Raw genomic sequence first — 21782 nt, forward strand, 5'->3', positions numbered from 1 at the left:
ACAATCATTATTTAGTTGATAAATCTCATCAACTCCCTCCGAATTCATATAACACAGACAAAAATTTTCACGGTATATAGTTAGTTATGAAAGTAAAAACATTGTTATATTCCTGGCTGTTAATCAACTCAGGCGCGTCAGCGCAGCCTTTGACTATTGACCCCCAAGATATTGCTGGCAATTTTCCCGATAACGCCACCTCCAAAATTACCGCCATTGCCAAAAATGGTTCTCATGCGGTGGGAACGGTCACCATCAAGCAAAACAGCCAGGCGTTTATTATCAATCTGGATAATCTTATTGCGCATGATTTAGGTACGTTGCAAAGTGATAACCAAGGGTATTCAGAAGCAACCTCCATTTCCAATGACGGGAGCGTTATTGCAGGTTGGGCGGATACCAATACCAGCAGAAGCCAGGCCTTTGTTTTCCGCATTGGCGATACGCATCTGACGCCAATCGGTACTTTCAGGGCGAATAATATCGGTTATTCCAGCGCTCATGCCTTATCGGGTGACGGTCAGGTGGTTGTTGGAGAGGCTGATGTCGACGCTCGTTATTCTCACGCTTTTCGTTATCTGGTGAGCAGTGGCAGCCTGAGCGATCTGGGCACACTTCGCGCTAAAAATCAGGGTTATTCTTCGGCCACCGCGGTTTCAGATGATGGCAGCATTCTTACTGGAAATTCAGATACCGACTACGGTAGCAGTCAGGCCTTTTTCTATCGTGATGGAAGTACTCACCTGACAGGGATAGGGACGCTACGCAGTGACAATAAGGGCAGTTCACAGGCGACAGCCATTTCTGCCGATGGAAAAATCATCGTCGGCTCCGCACAAACCGACAGAGGTGTCAGCCAGGCATTCCGCTATTCTATCGATGAATTACAGATGACAGGATTAGGGTCGCTGCGCGCTGATAATAGCGGTTCTTCGCTGGCCCTGGCCACTTCGGCCGATGGTAACGTTATTGTCGGGAACGCCGCCAGCGACAGTGGCGGGATACAAGCATTTTTGTATAATGCAGGCGATCGGCGCATGACCAATCTTGGATCGCTGCAAACAGATAATAACGGTCCTTCCTACGCTTATGCCATTTCTGCTGATGGTCAGGTTGTTGTCGGTAGCGCGCATACCGATTCAGGCGATTCCCAGGCATACCTGTACCGTCAGGGAAACGCGAAGATGACGGGACTCGGGACTTTACGCCGGGACAACAGCGGCAGTTCTGTGGCGCGGGTTGTTAATCACGATGGAACCCTTATTGCAGGCAGTGCTGACACTGATGCAGGAGAAACTCACGCCACTCTCTGGAGAATAAAATACCCCGCGCCTGTTCCTCCGGTAAATCCCCCCGTGGCACCACCACCGGTTAATCCGCCCGTGACACCACCGCCGGTTAATCCGCCCGTGACACCACCTCCGGTTAATCCGCCCGTGACGCCGCCAGCGGTTAATCCGCCCGTGACACCGCCAGCGGTTAATCCGCCCGTGACACCGCCAGCGGTTAATCCGCCCGTGACACCGCCAGCGGTTAATCCGCCCGTGACGCCGCCACAGGACATCCCTCAGGAAAAACCGGAGATCACTATCATTGATGTTATCAATAGCCGCCAGGCAATGGCCGACACAGCAAAGAGAAGCTACCAGGTATTGGATTTATACCAGCAGGCATTAACATCACTGTCGGACCAACGTTGCTATAGTACCCCTGGCAACCGTTACTGCCTGAAGTCTTTTTTCCAGGCCGACGCGATGCAAGGCAATCGCCGGGATAGTGCGGGCTTCAATGCCAGTATGTCACTTCTCGCGGATGGTTCACTGGTATCGGGGATCGCATTGAGTTTTCCGCTCGGAGGCAGGATCAACGATAATTATCGTTTTCGTAACAACCTACACCCTGGTATCGCCGGATATCTGCAATACCACCGGGGAACACAACCCGCAGGATTGACTGTCGCTCTCTCAATGGCAGGGATCCGGGATAACGTTACTATCCAACGTAATACACGAGCTAACACCGAGGCAGGAAAAGGTCACTCGACCATTAAGGGTTATACTGCATCGGCCGAGGCAAGTTATACCTTTGTCGTCTCGGAACCGTTTTTTTTCAGCCCATTTACCGGGCTTCGGTATTCATCCTTAACCCGCGATGGCTATCAGGAGAACAGAGATATAGCCTTCCCTGCACATTTTGAGCGACTTGAAATAGCCACAACAGAATTACAGACCGGGCTCAAAACTCAGTATCAGCTCGCCAAAACGCTCAGGCTCAATTCGCAATTCGGCGTCAGCACCAATCTCTCCAGCCGTTCTAATGGCTTTCAAGGGGATATTGAATATGCCGGGGGATTCAGCAACAAACCTCATGAAAATCATAGATTAAGACCATTCATGGCGATAGGCCTGACGGGTAACGTGACCGCGAATGCCGCCTACACGTTACAGGCGGGGTATCAGAAAAATAGCAGCAATAAAGGCAGCACGCAGGTCGGTTTTAATTTCTCACTAGGATGGTAGCTGGAAATGTAATTTAATTATGCCCTTTTCATCAGCTCTGCAAGACGCTTAATCTGCCGTCCCTGGTTATCGAAATTACCCTCATCGAGCCACATATCGTAGGCGGATCTGAGCGTCGGGTACTCCCCGTCAATGATTGAGTACCATGCAGTATCACGATTACGTCCACGGGTAACGATAGCCTGACGAAATATGCCTTCAAAACTGAAGCCAAAGCGCTCTGCCGCTTCACGGGAAGGCGCATTTAAAGCATCACATTTCCATTCAAAACGACGATAGCCCAGGTCCTCAAAAACGTACTTTAAAACCAATGACATAACTTCCGTTGACGCTCGCGTGCGTTTCATCAGAGGGGAGTAAGAAATGTGCCCAACCTCAATCACACCATTGGAGGGATCAATACGCATAAGCGCAAACGTACCCACAGGTTTCATACTGGCTAAATCGATCACGGCAAAATGCATGGGATCTGTTTGTTCTTCAATCTTTTTTAAATAAACGAAGAAGGCATCAAAGGTCTCAAAGGGTCCTACCGGCAAGTAAGTCCAGTCGCGAAAATCACTCGCTTCGCAGTACGCTTCGTAAAGACCCTTTGCATGGCGAGCGGCGTTAATACGTTCAAGCTGGCAATAGCGACCTGTAATTTGTTGAGCCTCGGGAAAAGGGGCTCCACGCCAGTCAGACAAAGACATACCAATGGGTTGATGGAATTGATTAAAGATGTCTGACATATCCGTACCTCTTACAAAACAGGATTAAACCCGCACAGAGTATGATCAAACTGACCAGGCCAAAAGAACCACAATGCGTATTTTTTACGGATCCACTGTATTAATGATAAAAATTGAATAAGTTACAATTTAAATAACCTGAGCAAGGCGACGTATCCCATCAACAATTTCCTCTGACGGATGATTGGCAAAGCCAATCAAAATTCCCTGTCGTAAGACATCCCCGTGGTAATAACGGCTTAGGGAGAGTATTCCCATGCCAAGTAATCTGGCTTTCTCTTCAACTTCATTTCCGGTTAAGCCATTTTGTAGCCAACACACAATATGAACGCCGGAGTCAGAAGGCTGAACGATCATTTTATCAGCGAGATAATCCTGAATGGCATTGACCAGCGTCGTTCTTCTTTCATAGCACGCCTTGCGGATTCGACGCACATGACTGGCATAATGCCCATCCTCAATAAAACTCGTCATCACTGCCTGCTCAAGATAGCTGGTGCCGAGATCGGTAAAATATTTCGTCACCATAATCTGTTCTTTTAAACCAGGAGGGACAACTAAAAAACCTAAACGGAATTCTGGATACATCATTTTAGAAAATGTTCCAGCATAGATTACCCGTTGATTCTGATCTAATCCCTGTAATGCTTGTAAAGAACGATCGGCATACCGGAATTCGCTATTATAATCATCTTCAAATATCCATGCCTGGTTTGACTTCGCCCATTCCAGCAATTCAAAACGCCGGGTTAAACTCAACGTTCCGCTTAATGGATATTGATCCGACGGAACAACATAGGCGAGATTAGCGTTTGGAAAATTCTCAATGCCATAGTGGACGTTCATTCCTTCGCTATCTACCTGGACTGGCCTCACCATAGCGCCAACTGACATAAAAACCCCTCGCGCACCTTTGTAACCAGGGTTGTCCAGCCAAACATCACTTCCCGTTGAAAGTAGCGCTCGCGCAGTAATGTTCAATGCCTGTTGGATGCCATTTACGATAATGATCTGATCTTCGTTACAGTTCACTCCACGCGTTGTTTTGATATAACGGCAAACCGCTTTTCTCAGAGGAAGATAGCCGCAAGGATGAGTGTGAGCGCCCAGTTGATGCCTGGATTGTCTCCAGACCCGCTGCAGTAGTTTTCCCCATAACGCATGTGGGAAGAGATCCGTGCACCCAACGCCAACCGCAAACAGACGGTTCATGCCGCGCCCTTCATACTCATTCGACCATAAATCCAGAACCGGGTCATTTCGGTTGTTTACTTGTTCATCTGGCGCGACGACTTCCCCTAACTCTATCTTCGGATAACTATTGCTGATACTTAGATCCGGAATATTGTGCGCTACATACGTACCAGACCCTTTTCGGGTCAGGATATACCCTTCATCTAATAACCGGTCATAACCGGCAATCACCGAGTTGCGTGAAATTGATATCATCTCGGACAACGCCCGGGTTGAAGGCATTTTTGTTCCTGCGGGTAATCGGCCTGTAAGAATGTGATCACGGAGTGTGTGATAGATCTGTTCCTTCACGATGCCGTTGCCTAAAACAAATCCTTGAAATAAAGGTGCATTGTTTTTCTTCATTTTATTAACCTTTATGCTAAAAGTGGATCCTATCAATTGATGAAAAGTGTCACTTTACAAGAAGTTATAAAAAATCCAGGATAATCATCCGGGCACATTATTCTTATAATATCAGGATAAATATATGAACGACAAAAAGACTATTACTATAGTAACCGCAGAACAACAAGACTACACCAACTGGCTTCCTTTATGGCTAAACTACCAAACATTTTATCGCACTAAAATTTCCGAGGAAGTAACAAAATTAACATGGGAGCGTTTCCTTACGCCGTGCGAGCCTGTTTATTGTGCTGTCGCTAAATATGATGGACAAATAGTAGGTCTGGTGCATTATCTCTTTCACCGTTCAACCTGGACAGATTCAAATTATTGCTATCTTGAAGATTTATTTGTTAGCGAAGATGTACGCGGACAACACATCGGTAAACAGCTTATCGAGTATGTTCAACAAGAGGCTCAAAAACACCACGCGTCAAGATTATATTGGCATACACATGAAACCAATCTGCGTGGACAACGCTTGTATGACTGGATTGCTAAAAAGAGCGGGATGATCGAATATCGTATGTGAGGGAAATGATACTCTGAGCAAACTTTAATTATTCAGTACTTAAAATCAAAGATTAGCCTCTGAGTAAATATACTCAGAGGCTGTATTGGTGATAATCAAGCTGGAGAAGAGGCTGATTTTCATAATTCAGACTTTCTTTAAATTTACTTTGTATTATTACGGCGGCAAGAAAAGCCCCGCGGTCGCGATTAGGTATAGACAATAGCGCGGTAGCAATATGCCAGAGGCCCGGCAAGTTGGTAGGATTCGACCATGTCTACATTCGATAAATGGAGCAAGGCGAGTAACATCACCCGCCCCAGCCTTCATCTAATGGAGTCGATTTACTTAAAATACCAGAGGCTAATACGTCGTCGGCTCAACCGGATGACTGTCTCCCGGAATATGCGGAGATTTAACAAAGACGCCTTTCCACGGAACCTCACCTCTGTTCACCAGAAAATGTGCTTCACCGGGATCGCAGTGCAAAACATCCCCCGAGCCTAACGTGTAGGGCTCACCGTTCAGATATAACGTCACTTCACCTGCCAGGGTATAAAAAATCTCGCAGGCTTCGATGTGACGATGGTTGGGAAAAGACTGACCGGGCTGGAGCATGACGACGCCCATGTCACATACCGGACCGCGAATGAGATATTTCGGGCCGCTATCACCAAAACGGTACTCATGCTGCGCTTCGTTCGATTTAATCATGGCGATCTCCTGTTATAAACCCGGCGCTTTCCACAAAGAGGTCGTCAACCCGTGATCGACCAGACCTAACTGCTCCTGATATACCGCCTGCCATTTCTCACGTGATTCCCGATAAAGCTCGTGCTTCTCTTTATCCGGCACATGTTCCCGCTCCCAGCGTACCAGTCGTTCACCGGTCTCGGCCATAGATGACCAGATCCCTGCCCCGACACCGGCAGCAATGGCGCAGCCGAGCGCCGTTGCCTCTTTGACGACCGGCACATTAACCGTCAGCCCTGATACATCCGCCAGAATCTGGCTCCAGAGTTTGCCCTTCGAGCCCCCCCCAGCAAATACCAGTGAAGTAGGATGGATGCCGGTAAAATCCGCGATTTGCTGCAAATTACAGGTCGATACAATGGCCGCATTCTCTTCCAGCGCACGAAACAGCGTAGCTTTATTGCATTTTTCCGGATCGATGGACAGGTTGATAAACGAAGGAGCGGCGTGATACCAGCTCTTGAAACGCATCCGGTCAGAGAAAATTGGCATCACTCCCCATGCACCTGCCGGTACCCGGGAAGCCATCTCCTCCAGAAGGGTGTAGGTATCTACCCCCAGACGCTCAGCGATCAGCTTTTCTTCTGCACAGAAAGCGTCACGAAACCAGCGCATAGTCAGGCCAGTAAAAAAGCTGATGGATTCGGTTTGCACCATTCCCGGAATGACGTGCGGATTAATGCGCACATTCATCTCCGGATCAACAATCGGAGCGGGTAAATTCACCACCTGCTGCCAGAATGTGCCGCCCAGCACGGCAGTTTGCGCCGGACGTACGACCCCAAGGCCAAGGCAGCCCAACTGAACATCTCCGCCGCCTACTACCACTGGCGTACCTGCTTTCAACCCGCACTGTGCAGCGGCCTGGGCCGTCACCCTTCCCAGGAGCGTTCCTGTCTCTTTAACCGGTGAGAGAATATCCGACCGCAATCCTGCCATCTGCAACAATGACGGTTTCCAGTCTCGCGTTTTGAGGTCCAACAGGCCCGTTGTTCCGGCATTGGAAGGATCCACCGCCAGCTCACCGCTGAGCATGTAGGCCATCCAGTCGCTGATCATCGTGACCGTTGAGGCGCGACGATAGATATCCGAACGATGATGCGCCAACCAGAGCAGGCGTGGGATGGCGCTCAGCGCCAGCGTCTGTCCCGTGCTGCGATAGACCTCACTTTCGAAGGTGTAATCGTGGATCTCCTTAAGTTCGCTGACTTCCCGTGCCGCTCTGGCATCCACGTTTGCGCAGGCCCAGACAGGCGTCCCCTCTGCATCATAGACCACAATGCCTTCACGCATCGAACAGGCTGAAACGGCAGCAATCGCTTCTGGCGCAATCCCGGCGTTATGCAGCGCCTGACGAATACACTCACAGGCCAGTTGCCAGTTTTTCCCCAGATCAAACTCCATCGAGCCGGGCACATCCGGTACGGCGAGATGCCGCCATTCCGCTTGCCCCACCGCGATTTGTTTACCTTCCAGGTCGAAAATCACGGCGCGAACGCTTCCGGTTCCGGCGTCCAGTGCCATCAGGTAATGTGCTGATTCAGAGAGGGTACAGAGTCGGGCCATCGTTTTTGTCCTCGGCTTATTATATTTGTCAGGTCGTCAATGCTTTCTCCACAGTACAAACGGAAATTCTGTTACTTCCCTGCCGCGCGACTGCACGGCAGATACGCATTACTGCCCGCTGACAATGGCGGCGGCAGTTTCCTGGTCAGTGACCAATGCGTTGATATAACCCCCTTTCATCGCCGCAGCGATCGCTTCCGCTTTATTCACGCCCCCGGCAACACCGATCACCGTTGGGATCGTCTTCAGGGTATTGAGGGTTAACCCGATAAGTTCATCGTGGATCTTCATATCCGGAATCACCTGCCCTTCGCCATCAAAGAAGTAGCCCAGAATGTCGCCCACAGCGCCTTTGCGGCCAATCATCAGCTGTTCACCCTGAGTGATATAGCCTGAGCGAATAATGGTGGCCTCATCTTTCTGGTTGATTGCGCCGATACCGACAATGGCCGCGTCGGCAGCCTGGGCAGCCAGCAGGACATCCTGGACGCTGTTTTCATTTTTTAACGTCCGGGCAATCTCTGCTGAGGAGGCGCGAAGCGGAGCCGGAATAATACTGACCGGACAGGCCGCGTTGAGTTGTCCAATCCCAGTCATGTAAGGCCCCACGCCACCCGAGAGCGTCACCAGGCGAATTTGTTGAGCAGAGATAAATCCGCTCAGTCGCTTTAACGTGTTCATGGTCGCTTCGCCGAAACCGGCCGCCAGAATCTGCTGTGGCTGGAGTGACTCCATCAGCATATGCGCGGCGCCAATCCCCAGGCGAACGCAGGCATCTGCTCCGGGAAGTCCCGGGATGACCCGTACATTGTTCAGCTCAAAGCGACGACGTAATTCAGTTTCATATTCCAGACAGCCTTCAAAGCGAGAATTAATCTGTACACGAATAATCCCGGACTGATGCCCCTTCTCCAGCAGGCGCGACACTTTAAGCCGCGTCAGCCCCAGCCTGTTGCTGATGTCGCTCTGCGTCATACCGTCGTGGTAATAGAACCACGCAATGCGTGCCACCAGCTCTTCTTCACACATCCCTTGCCCGGAAATCATCGGGTCGTTAATAGTCATCATTCTGTCTTCACTTTGAACATATCAAATTTCTGAACGCAATTGTTCATTCATTGGTAGTTAATAACTGTGATTAAACCCACATTTCGGTGGCTTTTTATTGAACAAATTTAATTACTCCGATCATTTTAGCATAAAACGTGATCTATTCGTCGGTTTTATGAGCAGTTAGGTCATAAGGTTATGAACAATTCGAATCGCTCAATACATTTGTTCAACCTGATTCTACCTAGGCCGAACGGAGGTGGCACGTAAATGAGTCACGAAAAAATCGCTCCGCTACTCAGCGCACAGTCTGTCTGTAAGCAGTACTCCGGCGTTAAGGTACTGAAAGGTATTAACTTTACCTTGCGTAAAGGCGAAGTCCATGCGCTGCTGGGAGGGAATGGTGCCGGGAAATCCACGCTGATGAAAATTATCGCCGGTATTACTCCGGCGGACAGCGGAAGCATTGAGATTGAAGGATCCCGCTGTACAAAACTGACGCCGATCCTGGCGCATCAGTTGGGGATCTACCTTGTACCACAGGAGCCACTGCTCTTCCCCAGCCTGACGGTAAAAGAGAATGTCCTGTTTGGTCTGCCCAAACACCAAAGCTCGGCGCAAAAAATGAGCGCGATGCTCGCCGCGCTGGGCTGCCAGTTTGATATCAACAGCCAGGCCGGTTCACTGGATGTCGCCGACCGGCAAATGGTCGAAATCCTGCGCGGGCTGATGCGCGATTCGCGAATTTTGATCCTTGATGAACCCACAGCCTCACTCACACCAGCAGAAACAGATCGGTTGTTCAGTCGTCTGCGTGAGTTGCTGAGTGCCGGCGTAGGGATCGTTTTCATCTCCCACAAGCTGCCTGAGATACGCCAGATTGCGGATTACATTAGCGTGATGCGGGACGGAACCATTGCGCTCTCCGGTAAAACGGCGGACCTGAGCACAGACGAAATTATCCAAGCCATTACGCCAGCGTCACGTACTAACACGCTGAGCGCGACCCAGAAACTGTGGCTGGAATTGCCTGGCAACCGTCCGCAGCACGATGCAGGCACACCAGTATTGAGCCTCGAAAATGTCACCGGTGAAGGATTCATGAACGTCAGTTTCGAGGTTCGTGCCGGGGAAATTTTAGGTCTGGCTGGCCTGGTCGGCGCCGGGCGCACCGAACTTGCAGAAACGCTTTACGGGCTACGACCTCTGCGGGCCGGACGCGTCGTACTCGGCGGCAAGGATATCTCCACGCTTTCCACACGCGAGCGTCTGCAGCATGGTCTGGTATATCTACCGGAGGATCGGCAATCATCAGGACTGAATCTGGATGCCTCGCTGGCGTGGAATGTTTGCGCATTAACCCATAACCACAGCGGTTTCTGGGCAAATCCGGCAAAAGACAGCGCCACGCTCGAACGTTATCGCCGCGCGCTCAATATCAAGCTGAACGATCCCGAACAACCTGCCCGCACGCTCTCCGGTGGTAATCAGCAAAAAATTTTGATCGCCAAATGCCTCGAAGCTTCGCCGCAAGTGCTGATTGTGGATGAGCCGACGCGCGGAGTGGACGTCTCTGCCCGTAACGACATCTACCAGTTGCTCCGCAGTATTGCGGCTCAGAATGTCGCGGTGCTGTTCATCTCGTCCGATCTGGAGGAGATCGAACAGATGGCCGATCGCGTTTACGTCATGCACCAGGGGGAAACAGGCAACGATGCCCTGCAGGGCGACGAGATTAATGTCGACACCATCATGCACGTTGCGTTCGGCGACCGCCCGTCAGGGACTACGCCACATACCGGGGAGGCGCCATGCTGAAATTTATTCAGAATAATCGCGAGGCAACCGCACTGTTGGCAGTGCTGTTGCTGTTCGTTCTGCCGGGGATGCTTGACAGCCAGTACCTCAGTGTTCAGACGCTGACGATGATCTTCAGCAGCGCCCAAATTCTCATGCTGCTGGCGATGGGGGCGACGCTGGTGATGCTGACCCGCAACATCGACGTATCGGTCGGCTCGATAACCGGGATGTGCGCCGTGCTGCTGGGGCTGCTGCTGAACGCGGGATATCCCTTGCCCGTGGCCTGCGTAGCGACGCTGCTACTGGGATTGCTGGCGGGGGTTATTAATGGCGTGCTGGTCGCCTGGCTGAAAATCCCGGCAATTGTTGCCACGTTAGGAACGCTGGGTCTGTATCGCGGCGTCATGCTGCTCTGGACGGGCGGTAAATGGATTGAAGGACTGCCTGCACAGCTTAAGCAACTCTCCGCCCCGGTTTTCCTCGGGATCTCCGCCATCGGCTGGCTGACCCTACTCCTGATGCTGCTGATGGCCTGGCTACTGGCAAAAACCGCCTTTGGTCGCTGTTTTTATGCCACTGGAGATAATTTGCAGGGCGCACGGCAACTGGGAGTACGTACCGAAGCCATCCGTATTCTGGCCTTCTCGCTCAACGGTTGCATGGCGGCGCTGGCTGGGATCGTCTTTGCTTCTCAGATTGGCTTCATCCCTAATCAGACCGGAACCGGGCTGGAAATGAAAGCCATTGCTGCCTGCGTACTGGGTGGAATCAGTCTGCTGGGCGGTTCCGGGACAATCATTGGCGCCGTGCTTGGTGCCTATTTCCTGACTCAAATCGATAGCGTACTGGTCCTGCTGCGCATTCCGGCCTGGTGGAATGACTTTATTGCCGGTCTGGTCCTGCTGGCGGTGCTGGTATTTGACGGCCGACTGCGCTGCGCGCTGGAACGTAATATCCGCCGACAAAAATATGCCCGCTTCACTCCGCAGCCTCAGCCGTGTCCGTCGACAAAAAGCGCCACGGATACTGTGCGCACCGCTAAAAAACGTGAGGTTGCCTGATGACTCGTTTACATCGTTACGGCTGGGAACTGGCGCTCGCCGCGCTACTGGTGATTGAAATTCTGGGATTTGGCGCTCTGAACCCTCGACTGCTGGATCTGAACGTACTGCTGTTCAGCACCAGCGACTTTATCTGCATTGGTATTGTTGCCCTCCCCTTAACCATGGTGATCGTCAGCGGCGGGATCGATATCTCTTTTGGCTCCACGATGGGGCTGTGCGCTATCGCGCTGGGCGTGATGTTCCAGGGGGGCGTACCGTTGCCGCTGGCCATTATCCTGACGCTCGCGCTGGGCGCGCTGTGCGGATTGATCAACGCCGGGCTGATTATCTACACGGGCGTGAATCCTCTGGTTATCACGCTGGGAACGTTGTACCTGTTTGGCGGCAGCGCATTGTTGCTGTCGGGGATGGCAGGGGCGACCGGTTATGAAGGTATTGGCGGCTTCCCACAGGGCTTCACCGATTTTGCCAACCTTGATGTGCTGGGCCTGCCCGTGCCACTGATCTTCTTTCTCGTCAGCGTGTTCTTTTTCTGGCTGTTGATGCACCGAACCCACGCCGGACGAAATGTCTTCCTGATTGGGCAAAGCCCCCGCGTGGCGCTGTATAGCGCTATCCCGGTGAATCAGACGCTATACGCATTGTACGCGATGACCGGCTTTGCATCGGCAGTCGCAGCGGTGCTGCTGGTTTCTTACTTTGGCTCTGCTCGCTCCGATCTGGGGGCCTCCTTCCTGATGCCGGCCATTACGGCGGTCGTCCTGGGCGGTGCCAACATCTATGGCGGTTCCGGGTCAATTCTCGGCACAGCCATCGCCGCGCTGTTAGTGGGCTATCTGCAGCAGGGGTTGCAGATGGCTGGCGTGCCTAACCAGATATCCAGCGCCCTCTCTGGTGCATTACTTATTGTCGTTGTCGTAGGTCGTTCCGTCAGCCTGCATCGTCAGCAAATTAAAGACTGGATGGCACGTCGTCGCGCTGTTCGGCAGGCCTGAAACCCATTGCCCTAAAGGAAAAGTACATGACTATTCAGAGCATTAAAAAAATTGCCGTAATCAGTACCCTTAGCCTGGCGGCGTTCACCCTCAACGCTTATGCCGCAGAGCGAATCGCATTTATCCCGAAACTGGTTGGGGTGGGGTTCTTTACCAGTGGTGGTAACGGTGCCCTGGAGGCCGGTAAAGAGCTTGGTGTCGATGTTACCTATGACGGTCCGACAGAGCCCAGCGTCTCTGGTCAGGTTCAACTCATCAATAACTTTGTTAACCAGGGGTATAACGCCATTGTGGTTTCCGCTGTTTCACCTGATGGGTTATGCCCGGCGTTAAAGCGCGCCATGCAACGCGGTGTGAAAGTCCTGACATGGGATTCTGACACCAAACCGGAATGTCGCTCGTACTACATCAACCAGGGTACACCAGCGCAGTTAGGCGGCATGCTGGTTGATATGGCCGCAAACCAGGTCAAAAAAGAGAAAGCCAAAGTGGCCTTCTTCTACTCCAGCCCGACCGTAACCGATCAGAATCAGTGGGTGAAAGAGGCCAAAGATAAGATCTCCAAAGATCATCCGGGCTGGGAAGTTGTCACCACTCAGTTTGGCTATAACGACGCCACCAAATCGCTGCAAACCGCAGAAGGCATTATTAAAGCTTATGCCGATCTCGACGCCATCATTGCGCCGGATGCCAACGCCCTTCCTGCTGCAGCTCAGGCCGCTGAGAACCTGAAGAATACCAGCGTGGCGATTGTCGGTTTCAGCACACCAAACGTAATGCGTCCTTATGTTGAACGCGGCACGGTAAAAGAATTTGGCCTCTGGGACGTGGTCCAGCAGGGCAAGATTTCCATATACGTGGCTGATGCCTTGCTGAAAAAAGGCGACATGAACATTGGGGACAAGCTGGAGATTCCGGGTGTTGGGCAAGTTGAAGTCTCGCCGAACAGCGTGCAGGGCTACAGCTACGAGGCGAAGGGAAATGGCATTGTGCTTCTGCCTGAACGCGTGGTGTTCACTAAAGATAACATCGACAAATACGATTTCTGATTTTCATTCCGTAACCGTGGAGTAAAAAATGGCTGATTTAGATGACATCAAAGATGGTAAGGATTTCCATACCGATACGCCGCAACGCAATACCCCGTTCACACTTAAGGGATGCGGCGCACTTGACTGGGGGATGCAGTCCCGACTGTCGCGCATTTTTAATCCTGAGACCGGAAGAACGGTTATGCTCGCGTTTGACCATGGCTATTTTCAGGGACCAACAACAGGACTGGAGCGTATTGATATCAATATCGCTCCCCTGTTCTCTCTCGCTGATGTACTGATGTGCACACGCGGCATCCTGCGCAGTGTGGTCCCCCCCGCCACCAACAAACCGGTAGTCCTGCGCGCCTCAGGCGCTAACTCAATTCTCACCGAGTTAAGCAATGAGGCGGTCGCGCTCTCCATGGATGATGCCGTTCGTCTCAACAGTTGCGCCGTAGCGGCACAGGTGTATATCGGCAGTGAGTATGAACATCAGTCGATCAAAAATATCATTCAGTTGATCGATGCCGGCATTAAAGTCGGCATGCCAACAATGGCGGTGACCGGCGTGGGGAAAGACATGGTTCGCGATCAGCGCTACTTCTCACTCGCCACCCGTATCGCCGCAGAGATGGGGGCGCAGATCATCAAGACCTACTATGTCGATAAAGGTTTTGAGCGCATCGCCGCGGGTTGTCCGGTTCCGATTGTTATCGCGGGTGGTAAAAAATTACCTGAACGTGAAGCGCTTGAGATGTGCTGGCAGGCCATCGATCAGGGCGCATCCGGCGTCGATATGGGGCGTAACATCTTCCAGTCCGAGCACCCAGTCGCCATGATGAAGGCCGTCCACGCGGTAGTGCATCGTAATGAAACCGCTGAACGCGCGTACGAACTCTATCTGAGCGAAAAAAACTAAAAAGGGTATGGGCCTGCCCTGGTGGGCCCATGCGTTTTAAGGAGAAAAGTATGCATGTCACTCTGGTGGAAATTAACGTCCACGAAGATAAAGTCGACGAGTTTATCGAGGTATTTCGCCTCAATCATTTGGGGTCGGTGCGTGAAGAGGGGAATCTCCGCTTCGATGTGTTGCAGGATCCGGAAGTTGAGAGCCGCTTTTATATTTATGAAGCCTATAAGGATGAAGCCGCCGTTGCGTTCCATAAAACTACGCCCCACTACCTTGCCTGTGTGGAAAAACTGGAATCACTGATGAGCTGCCCACGAAAAAAACGCGTCTTCAATGGATTGATGCCATAAGGATCTAAAAATGAACCGTTCCTTTTCCGGTTTGAATCGCACAGAGTGCGTATCGTTAATGAAGCACTACCCGTTAAGCATCGGCATTCTTGCCGGTCAGTGGCTCAAACTCGGGGAGTATCAGCAAAATCTTCGCGCGCTTGAACAACCCGTTATTCACCTGGATCTGATGGACGGACATTTTTGCCCTCAGTTCACCGTTGGCCCCTGGGCTATCGCACAGTTGCCACAGCAGATGATTAAGGATGTCCACCTTATGGTGGATAATCCCTGGCCCGTTGTGCAGGCAAGCGTAAAGGCAGGAGCACACTGCGTCACGTTGCAGGTGGAAAACACGCCGCATCTACACCATATGCTTCATTGGCTTGGTGAGCAAAATGCTGAAGTTTCCGGTGGCACTATGCCGCTTTTGCGAGGGATTAGCCTGTGCCCTGCAACACCACTGGAATATATTCTACCGGTCATTGAAGACGTTGAAATAATACAAATTCTGGCGGTAAATCCCGGCTACGGTAGCAAACTCAGCAAGTCAGCGTTACTGAGACGCATCGCGCAGGTTGTCGCATTACTCAATGCAGCCGGCAAGCGAGACGCCATTCTGCTGGCAGTTGATGGTTCGCTAAACCTGGAAGAACTTCCAGAGATCATCGCCAGCGGAGTGGATCGTGTAGTATCCGGCAGCGCACTCTTCAGGAACGATGCTCTGACGGACAATATCTCTCACTGGCTCGCTACAATTCATTCAGCGCAATAAGTACTGCTATATTTTCTTTTATCACCAGGATACTAACGATTTACCACATGCCATTAAGTTCTACGCTCCCTTGGTAGAAAACCTGGATATACACAGGCATAAAGAGGGAGCGTCCTGCAACAAAGTGGGCGATAACAGTTACCGCGTTTTATTCATCCTCATTATTTCAAGCATAAATACTGGTCTCTCCAGCCCGTAACTTTCACAAACGTTGAGCGTTTTTATTCCACCCGGTTCACATTATTTTTTATTTGTGCAGCTTTGCGCGTTTTCACGTGAGCGTTCTCACAATTATTCGACCAGTGAGCGCCTATAAAACGCTCAACGAGTGATTGTTTTACGTTCTACGGAGATAGCTATGTCATTTTCTGTTCAGGAAACCCTGTTCTCGCTTTTGCAGCATAATGCGATCTCAGGACACGAAAACGCAGTCGCTGATGTCATGCTGCGCGAATTCAGGCGTCATGCAAAAGAGGTCTGGGGAGACAGGCTTGGGAATGTCGTCGCACGCTACGGTAGTGATAAACCTGATGCACTGAGACTGATGATTTTTGCGCATATGGATGAAGTCGGTTTTATGGTGCGCAAAATAGAGCCGTCTGGATTTTTACGTTTTGAACGCGTAGGCGGTCCTGCGCAAGTAACTATGGCTGGTTCCGTCGTCACCCTCGCCGGGGACAATGGGCCGGTGATGGGATGTATCGGGATTAAGTCATACCACTTTGCCAAAGGCGACGAGCGCACGCAGTCACCTTCCGTAGACAAACTGTGGATTGATATTGGCGCCAAAGACAAAGATGACGCCTTACGGATGGGCATTCAGGTCGGTACGCCTGTCACTCTGTATAACCCGCCCCAACTCCTGGCAAACGATCTGGTGTGCAGTAAAGCGCTTGACGATCGTCTGGGCTGTACTGCGCTGCTCGGTGTAGCGGATGCTATCAGTACTACGGAGCTTGATATCGCTGTTTATCTGGTGGCTTCGGTACAGGAAGAATTTAATATCCGTGGCATTGTTCCCGTATTACGCCGTGTAAAACCAGATCTGGCGATTGGTATTGATATCACGCCATCGTGTGACACCCCTGATTTACACGATTATTCCGAAGTCAGGATTAATCAGGGCGTTGGGATCACCTGCCTGAACTACCATGGTCGGGGAACGCTGGCAGGATTAATCACGCCTCCTCGCCTGATACGGATGTTGGAACAGACGGCTCTTGAACACAACATTCCGGTGCAGCGAGAAGTGGCTCCCGGCGTGATAACAGAAACCGGTTATATCCAGGTTGAGCAGGATGGTATTCCCTGCGCCAGTCTCTCTATTCCTTGTCGCTATACCCATTCTCCGGCGGAGGTTGCCAGCCTGCGTGATTTGACTGACTGCATCCGCTTATTGACTGCTCTGGCAGGTATGCCAGCAGCACATTTCCCCATTGAGCCTGATTCAGGCGCTACACAAGAGGCACATCCATTATGAAAAAGATCCTTGTGGCATGCGGTACCGGCATGTCGACTTCAACCATGATTGCACACAAGCTGCAAGAGTTCCTGACTGAACAGGGCATTGCAGCCACTACCGCCCAATGCTGTCTGAATGAGATCCCTCTTAACTGTAACGGTATGGACCTTATTGTTACCTCCATGCGAACCAACAGTGATTACGGCATCCCTACGCTTAATGGCGCCGCCCTGCTCACAGGGATCAACGACGACGCGTTAAAACAACAAATCAAGGCTCTGTTAACCCAATAAAAGGAGGCATTATGTTTGATTACATCCTGTCTCTCGGCGGTACCGTTTTCGTCCCTATCATCATGATCGTGATTGGCCTTATCTTCCGCATCCCCTGGCTGCAGGCGATTAAGGCAGGGGTAACGGTCGGGATCGGTTTTGTCGGTATGGGACTGGTGATCGTCATGGCGATCGACAGCCTCAGTCCCCCTATTAAAGTGATGATTGAACGCTTCGGCCTGACCCTGCATGTCTTTGACGTTGGCGCAGGACCCGCCTCCGGCGTTGGTTATGCGACTGCCATTGGCGCCATGATTATCCCGGTTATTTTTCTTCTCAATGTCGCCATGCTGGTCACCCGTCTGACCAAAACGATGAACGTCGATATTTACAATTACTGGCACTACGCCATTACGGGTACGGTGGTCCAGCTTATGACCGGTAGCCTGATTTATGGTGTGTTGGGGGCAATCTGCCATGCGGCGCTATCGTTAAAAATGGCCGACTGGACGGCAAAACGGGTACAGAACATCGTCGGGCTGGAAGGTATTTCGATACCGCAAGGCTACGGTTCCAGTTCAGTACCGCTTTTCGTTCTACTTGATGCTATCTATGAAAAAATCCCTTTCATGAAGGGACGCAATATCGATGCTCAGGAGATCCAGAAACGCTACGGCATGGTCGGCGATCCGGTGATCATCGGCGTAGTGCTCGGTCTGATTTTTGGCCTGGCAGCTGGCGAAGGCTTTAAAGGTTGCGCCAGTCTGATGATTACCGTTGCGGCAATCATGGTGCTGTTCCCACGCATGATCCGCCTGATTGTTGAGGGCTTAATGCCCATCTCCGACGGCGCAAGAAAATTCTTCCAGAAGTATTTCAAAGGACGTGAAGTGTATATCGGTCTGGATACCGCGGTGACGCTGGGCCATCCAACCACCATTGCCGTTGGCCTACTACTGATTCCCATTATGTTAATTCTGGCCAGCATTTTACCGGGCAACAAAGTATTACCCCTCGCAGACCTGCCGGTAGCGCCGTTCTTTATCTGTATGGCTACGGTTATCCACCGCGGAGACCTGATCAGGACGTTAATAAGCGGGATCATCGTGATGATTACCGTCCTGCTGATCGCCACCCAGTTCGCGCCTTACTTCACCGAAATGGCGCTCAAAGGCGGTTTCAGTTTTGCCGGTGAAAGTGCGCAAATCTCAGCGTTGTCCGTGGGCAATATGTTCGGTTGGTCGATTTCTGAACTGATGTCGCTTGGCATTATTGGCGTTGTCGTGGCGGTCGGTATTGTCGCCAGCGTCGTTCTGTTCTTACGTAAACGTGAATTATCGGAATAAGGAGTACTTTCAATGAGTTGGCTGAAAGAGGTTATTGGGACGGAAAAAGCGGTCATCGCCATGTGCCATCTACGTGCATTGCCCGGCGACCCGAGTTTTGATGCGCAACTGGGGATGAATTGGGTTATCGACAGAGCCTGGGACGATCTGATGGCGCTGCAAAATGGTGGGGTAGATGCAGTCATGTTCTCCAACGAATTTAGTCTTCCCTATCTCACGAAGGTGCGTCCGGAAACGACTGCGGCAATGGCACGAATCATCGGGCAATTGATGAACGATATCCGCATCCCATTTGGCGTGAATGTACTGTGGGATCCGGTCGCCTCATTCGACCTGGCGATGGCTACCGGCGCTAAGTTTATCCGCGAGATCTTTACCGGAGCCTATGCCAGCGACTTTGGCGTTTGGGACACTAACGTCGGTGAAACCATTCGCCATCAGCACCGCATTGGCGCAGGCGGAGTGAAAACGTTATTCAATATCGTCCCTGAAGCTGCCGTCTATCTGGGCAATCGCGATATCTGTTCCATTGCTAAATCGACGGTATTTAACAACCATCCCGATGCGCTCTGCGTTTCAGGCCTGACCGCCGGGGCACGTACCGACAGCGCGCTGTTAAAACGGGTCAAAGAAACGGTGCCTGACACCGTCGTGTTGGCCAACACGGGCGTCTGCCTGGAAAACGTGGAGGAACAACTCAGTATCGCCGATGGCTGTGTGACCGCAACCACCTTTAAAAAGGACGGCGTTTTTGCCAATTTCGTTGACCAGGCGCGAGTCAGTCAGTTTATGGAGAAAGTGCATCATATACGCCGATAAGATGGGGATAAGCAGAGCGCTTATCCCCGGCAGAGAGCAATAACCCTTCTGCGATCCCTGCCGCCTTCGTCAAAAGTATCGACGGGGATCGCTACCAGAGTAACCCGAATCGGCATGGAGTCAACGACGGATGATTAACGATATTAAATGGGTACAGTCACAACTTGAAGCCACAGACTGGCGTCAGGCCGTAGAAATCGCCGCCCGCCCGCTGGTAGCCTATGGTGCCGCGCAGCCATGCTACGTTGATGGGATCATCGAAAATACCCTTAACTGGGGGCCTTATTATTTGATAGCCCCGGGCGTTGCGTTGCCTCACGCTCGACCAGAGCAAGGCGCAAACTATAATCAGGTCAGCATCACCACGCTACGCACTCCGGTCGCCTTTGGTAACGAAGAGTGCGACCCCGTCTGGTTGCTTCTCTGCGTCAGTGCCACGGATGCCAACGCACATATTTTGACCATTCAGCGCATCAGCCAGTTTATTGATTCGCCACAATGGTTAGCGGCAGTGCGAAATGCCAGCACCGACGATGCACTTTTTGCGCTGGTATCAGGTTAACGGAGGCGCTTATGATCCTGCACCCTTCTCTCGCCAGCGCAAATCCTCTGCACTATGGTCGCGAGTTAACGGCATTAGACAACCTGGATTTTGGGTCCCTGCATCTGGATATTGAGGACAGCAGCTTCATTAACAACATTACGTTTGGGATGAAAACGGTGCAGGCCGTTGCCAGACAGACGCCTCATCCACTTTCCTTTCATTTTATGGTTGCCCGGCCACAGTTCTGGTTTAACGCGCTGGCTGAAATCAGACCCGCGTGGATCTTCGTTCATGCGGAAACGCTGGACTATCCCTCGGAAACATTAGCAGAGATCCGCCATACCGGCGCACGAGCCGGGCTGGCATTTAATCCGGCAACCCCGATCGACGCCTGGCGATATCTGGCGTCTGAACTGGACGGGGTGATGGTGATGACCAGTGAGCCCGATGGGCAGGGACAGCGGTTTATTCCCTCCATGTGCGAGAAAATCCAAAAAGTACGCACGGCTTTTCCTGAAACCGAGTGCTGGGCCGACGGTGGAATTACGCTGGCGGCGGCACAGCAACTGGCAGCAGTTGGGGCGCAACATATGGTGATTGGGCGCGCCCTGTTCTCTTCATCTGACTATCGCGCGACCTTAGCCCAATTCGCCCCCCTGTAAGAGGAGATTGTTTCTGATGAGCCAACAGAGACCTGACCGTATCAAACAGATGCTGCATTACCTGTGGCAACATCGTCACCTCTCCACACAGCAGGCCATGGAACTTTTTGGCTATGCGGAAGCGACTGTTCGCCGTGATTTTCAGTATATTGCCAACCAGTACCCGGGCATGATCCGCGGTCACGGTTGTCTCGACTTCGACGACAGTACCGACGACAAAGAGTACGTCTTCGATGTGAAACGCACATTGCAATCTGTGGCGAAGAGAGAAATAGCCGCCCTTGCCCGAACAATGATCAAAGATGGCGACTGCTTTTTTCTCGACTCCGGCTCAACCTGCCTCGAACTGGCGAAATGCCTGGCCGATGCGCGGGTAAAGGTCATCTGCAACGACATTAAAATCGCCAATGAGCTGGGCTGTTTTCCCCATGTGGAAAGCTACATTATCGGTGGACTGATTCGCCCGGGTTATTTTTCGGTAGGAGAGAGTCTGGCGCTGGAGATGATCAATGCCTTTTCCGTAGAACGTGCGTATATCTCCTGCGATGCGCTGTCGCTGGAGACGGGTATCACCAATGCCACCATGTTTGAAGTCGGGGTGAAAACACGGATTATTCAACGCTCGCGTGAAGTTATTCTCCTGGCCGATCACTCTAAATTTGATGCCGTTGAGCCGCATGCTGTAGCAACACTCTCATGTATTAAAACGATCATCAGTGACAGCGGGTTACCTGAGACTATTGCACGGCGTTATCAGCGAGCCGGATGTCAGTTGTTTTTGCCTCATTCAATAAAATGATAAACAGGTTCGTTCGAGAGGGATTTCAAGCAAAAATGCTCAATGGCACCCGTTGAAAAATATTGACGATGCACTCGAAAGAATAAAGAAGTCCTATACGCGATCCACACTCAACTATGTTGCAACAACACTCCATCTACTTTTTATTCTCATTTACTAAATGTGACTGTTCTGGATTCATTATTCAAACTGCGTACAAG

21 protein-coding genes are annotated in these 21782 nt (G+C 51.5%); 16 read left to right on the forward strand and 5 right to left on the reverse strand.

Features of this window, described 5'->3' with window-relative positions; genetic code table 11:
• Positions 1-149: 149 nt before the first annotated feature.
• A complete protein-coding gene (locus tag OGX99_RS08595) occupies positions 150-2519 on the forward strand; it encodes an autotransporter domain-containing protein (RefSeq protein WP_286543192.1) in 2370 nt (789 codons plus the stop codon).
• Between the two features lie 17 nt (positions 2520-2536).
• Here the strand turns inward: OGX99_RS08595 and OGX99_RS08600 are convergent, their stop codons facing one another.
• Positions 2537-3250: a GNAT family N-acetyltransferase gene (locus OGX99_RS08600; RefSeq protein WP_286543194.1), complete on the reverse strand. Its 714-nt coding sequence runs from the start codon at positions 3248-3250 to the stop codon at positions 2537-2539.
• 129 nt (positions 3251-3379) lie between these two features.
• Positions 3380-4849, reverse strand: coding sequence for a MocR-like pyridoxine biosynthesis transcription factor PdxR (pdxR, locus tag OGX99_RS08605; RefSeq protein ID WP_286543196.1), 1470 nt, complete (start codon positions 4847-4849; stop codon positions 3380-3382).
• A gap of 124 nt (positions 4850-4973) precedes the next feature.
• Here pdxR and OGX99_RS08610 point away from each other — a divergent pair, with 124 nt between their 5' ends.
• A complete protein-coding gene (locus OGX99_RS08610) occupies positions 4974-5423 on the forward strand; it encodes a GNAT family N-acetyltransferase (RefSeq protein WP_286543198.1) in 450 nt (149 codons plus the stop codon).
• A 342-nt stretch (positions 5424-5765) separates the two neighbouring features.
• On the opposite strand, the gene OGX99_RS08615 is transcribed toward OGX99_RS08610, so the two are convergent.
• The 3 genes from OGX99_RS08615 to lsrR all read right to left on the reverse strand — a co-directional run bounded on the left by OGX99_RS08615 (position 5766) and on the right by lsrR (position 8786).
• Positions 5766-6116 carry a cupin domain-containing protein gene (locus OGX99_RS08615; protein WP_151218525.1) on the reverse strand — a complete coding sequence of 117 codons (351 nt, stop codon included), beginning with the start codon at positions 6114-6116 and terminating at the stop codon, positions 5766-5768.
• A 12-nt stretch (positions 6117-6128) separates the two neighbouring features.
• Positions 6129-7721, reverse strand: coding sequence for an autoinducer-2 kinase (gene lsrK, locus OGX99_RS08620; RefSeq protein ID WP_151218524.1), 1593 nt, complete (start codon positions 7719-7721; stop codon positions 6129-6131).
• A gap of 108 nt (positions 7722-7829) precedes the next feature.
• Complete coding sequence (gene lsrR / locus OGX99_RS08625) at positions 7830-8786, reverse strand: transcriptional regulator LsrR (RefSeq protein ID WP_151218769.1); 957 nt, start codon at positions 8784-8786, stop codon at positions 7830-7832.
• A gap of 255 nt (positions 8787-9041) precedes the next feature.
• Here lsrR and lsrA point away from each other — a divergent pair, with 255 nt between their 5' ends.
• The 14 genes from lsrA (at position 9042) to OGX99_RS08695 (ending at position 21582) form a co-directional block, all read left to right on the forward strand.
• Positions 9042-10589: an autoinducer 2 ABC transporter ATP-binding protein LsrA gene (lsrA, locus tag OGX99_RS08630; RefSeq protein ID WP_151224200.1), complete on the forward strand. Its 1548-nt coding sequence runs from the start codon at positions 9042-9044 to the stop codon at positions 10587-10589.
• Entirely contained in the window at positions 10583-11632 is a 1050-nt protein-coding gene (gene lsrC, locus OGX99_RS08635; RefSeq protein ID WP_278238079.1) for an autoinducer 2 ABC transporter permease LsrC, read from the forward strand. The genes lsrA and lsrC overlap by 7 nt, the downstream gene beginning before the upstream one ends.
• Positions 11632-12630, forward strand: a complete 999-nt coding sequence (gene lsrD / locus OGX99_RS08640) for an autoinducer 2 ABC transporter permease LsrD (RefSeq protein WP_286543200.1) — start codon at positions 11632-11634, stop codon at positions 12628-12630. Before lsrC ends, lsrD begins: the two co-directional genes overlap by 1 nt.
• A gap of 26 nt (positions 12631-12656) precedes the next feature.
• The gene (gene lsrB, locus OGX99_RS08645) at positions 12657-13679 is read left to right on the forward strand and encodes an autoinducer 2 ABC transporter substrate-binding protein LsrB (protein WP_187252977.1); all 1023 of its coding nucleotides are present in this window, start codon (positions 12657-12659) and stop codon (positions 13677-13679) included.
• Between the two features lie 28 nt (positions 13680-13707).
• A complete protein-coding gene (gene lsrF, locus OGX99_RS08650; protein ID WP_151218519.1) occupies positions 13708-14583 on the forward strand; it encodes a 3-hydroxy-5-phosphonooxypentane-2,4-dione thiolase in 876 nt (291 codons plus the stop codon).
• Between the two features lie 50 nt (positions 14584-14633).
• Positions 14634-14924, forward strand: a complete 291-nt coding sequence (lsrG, locus tag OGX99_RS08655) for a (4S)-4-hydroxy-5-phosphonooxypentane-2,3-dione isomerase (protein ID WP_103768553.1) — start codon at positions 14634-14636, stop codon at positions 14922-14924.
• A gap of 10 nt (positions 14925-14934) precedes the next feature.
• Positions 14935-15678, forward strand: a complete 744-nt coding sequence (locus OGX99_RS08660) for a beta/alpha barrel domain-containing protein (protein ID WP_187259321.1) — start codon at positions 14935-14937, stop codon at positions 15676-15678.
• Positions 15679-16036: 358 nt separating this feature from the next.
• On the forward strand, positions 16037-17158 hold the full coding sequence (locus OGX99_RS08665) for a M42 family metallopeptidase (protein WP_286540343.1): 1122 nt from the start codon (positions 16037-16039) through the stop codon (positions 17156-17158).
• Positions 17155-17433: a PTS sugar transporter subunit IIB SgcB gene (gene sgcB / locus OGX99_RS08670; RefSeq protein WP_103768556.1), complete on the forward strand. Its 279-nt coding sequence runs from the start codon at positions 17155-17157 to the stop codon at positions 17431-17433. Before OGX99_RS08665 ends, sgcB begins: the two co-directional genes overlap by 4 nt.
• A gap of 11 nt (positions 17434-17444) precedes the next feature.
• Positions 17445-18758, forward strand: coding sequence for a PTS sugar transporter subunit IIC SgcC (gene sgcC / locus OGX99_RS08675; RefSeq protein WP_151218515.1), 1314 nt, complete (start codon positions 17445-17447; stop codon positions 18756-18758).
• A 12-nt stretch (positions 18759-18770) separates the two neighbouring features.
• Positions 18771-19577 carry a BtpA family protein SgcQ gene (gene sgcQ / locus OGX99_RS08680; RefSeq protein WP_151218514.1) on the forward strand — a complete coding sequence of 269 codons (807 nt, stop codon included), beginning with the start codon at positions 18771-18773 and terminating at the stop codon, positions 19575-19577.
• Between the two features lie 130 nt (positions 19578-19707).
• Entirely contained in the window at positions 19708-20139 is a 432-nt protein-coding gene (sgcA, locus tag OGX99_RS08685; protein ID WP_151224194.1) for an SgcA family PTS sugar transporter subunit IIA, read from the forward strand.
• Positions 20140-20150: 11 nt separating this feature from the next.
• Positions 20151-20783: a ribulose-phosphate 3 epimerase family protein gene (locus OGX99_RS08690; RefSeq protein WP_151218512.1), complete on the forward strand. Its 633-nt coding sequence runs from the start codon at positions 20151-20153 to the stop codon at positions 20781-20783.
• A gap of 16 nt (positions 20784-20799) precedes the next feature.
• Entirely contained in the window at positions 20800-21582 is a 783-nt protein-coding gene (locus tag OGX99_RS08695) for a DeoR/GlpR family DNA-binding transcription regulator (protein WP_151218511.1), read from the forward strand.
• Positions 21583-21782: the final 200 nt, after the last annotated feature.

This window comes from Citrobacter sp. Cu096 (genome assembly GCF_030332285.1).
In the GTDB taxonomy this organism is placed as follows: domain Bacteria; phylum Pseudomonadota; class Gammaproteobacteria; order Enterobacterales; family Enterobacteriaceae; genus Citrobacter; species Citrobacter meridianamericanus.